Source organism: Xanthomonas sp. GPE 39, from assembly GCF_000963005.1.
In the GTDB taxonomy this organism is placed as follows: Bacteria; Pseudomonadota; Gammaproteobacteria; order Xanthomonadales; family Xanthomonadaceae; genus Xanthomonas_A.
On record NZ_JZHZ01000007.1, the window covers coordinates 137,606 to 138,995 of the forward strand.

The 1,390-nt window shown below is 55.5% G+C and carries 1 pseudogene; it reads right to left on the minus strand.

From position 1 onward, the window contains the following. Positions 1-1,356: pseudogene (locus XALGPE39_RS16135) on the minus strand (hypothetical protein); the annotation flags it as partial. Positions 1,357-1,390 lie beyond the last annotated feature (34 nt).

Consider the following 1,390-nt stretch of genomic DNA (forward strand, 5'->3'; position numbering starts at 1 on the left):
TCTCCTGTAGAGTTTGAACGGCGCTACGCGCAACGAGGGTCTTGAGTGTCTACGGAACCCTGGGCGTATCACTGAGAAGTATCTGTAGATATTTCCGTCAACGGACTTACCATACCATGTTCCCATCCCCCCCCTCACAACATCGGAGTTATAGACATCTGACGCATCATCGGGCTCTGGCGTTTTTCTAGGATTAAAAAGTGGACTCCGGCTGTCATGTGCAGGATTAGCAACATATGGAGGTTTAATCCGATCTTCTACAGCCCCGGGTGAGTAAGGACTGTCCTTAAGAGCAGGCCCTCCACCCACGCCGATCTCGCTGGAGCGTTCATCGGAAGACGTGTAAGGTTGCTTCGCACCTCCGCCAAACCCCTCATTTACACCGGCCATATTCAGAATAGCGCGAACCTTGGCAGATGCTATATCCGCAAACCCCAACCCTATTGATAAAGCAGTTTCTCTCGAAAAAAACCCATTTTTATCTATTGATTCATAGGCGGACTCAAGCCTCTCCCCGGTCATTGCCACAATCTTTTCTGCAGGCAACATATAAACAGACTGAAGGCCGTTTCCTTCGAAAATATACTGTCTAAAAGATGCACCCTGCGCTGTATTTGCGTAGGAATTTAAGGACTGTACGCTTCTCACCCAATCCTTCTGAATTCCAAGCGATTCGGCAGTTGAGTAGTCTTCTTTATATCCAACTGCTTGTGTAATCAGCGCTGTGCAGGCTTCACTTGCGGGCGCAAGCGTACAAGTGAATTGCATCTGTGCATCTTGAATGCGTGACTTTGCATTGGCTCGCGCAATCACTCCCTCTCTACATTGCTCATCACCTTTGCAACTATCTAGCAATCCCTTAACGACCGAAAGCTGATTGTGACTCAAATAGTTATTCGCCACCTCATTCCCCGCCGTCGCCGCACCCGATGCACCACCGGCCACCGCACCCGCCGCCGTCGATGCCAGGCCCGTCAACGCATCGGCCAGTGGCCCGGTCACGCCCGCATTGCGTAGCGCCTCGGCCACCGCCGGGGCGGTGAGCGTGCCCGCTGCCGCACCAGCGGCGCCGCCCACCCCGCCGGTCAATCCCCCCACCGCCGTATGCGCCAGCACCCGCAGCGTGCCATTGGCACCCCACTGGCTGTCCAGTTGGTCGGCCTGGGCGAGCAATTGCGCTTTCTGATCCGGGTCGGTGGTGTTAGCGGCTTGCAGCCTCATCGCCGCCGCTTCGCTCGTCTTCTGCTCGGCGTAATCGCCAATCGCCTTGCTCGCCTGCTGCCCGAACGTCGACATGATTTCCGCGCCAGCCTTCACTTGCTGTTGCAGTTGTTGCCCGTTCCAGTCCTTGACCAAGCCATTACCGCTGTCCCCGGTATGCACGTCGCGC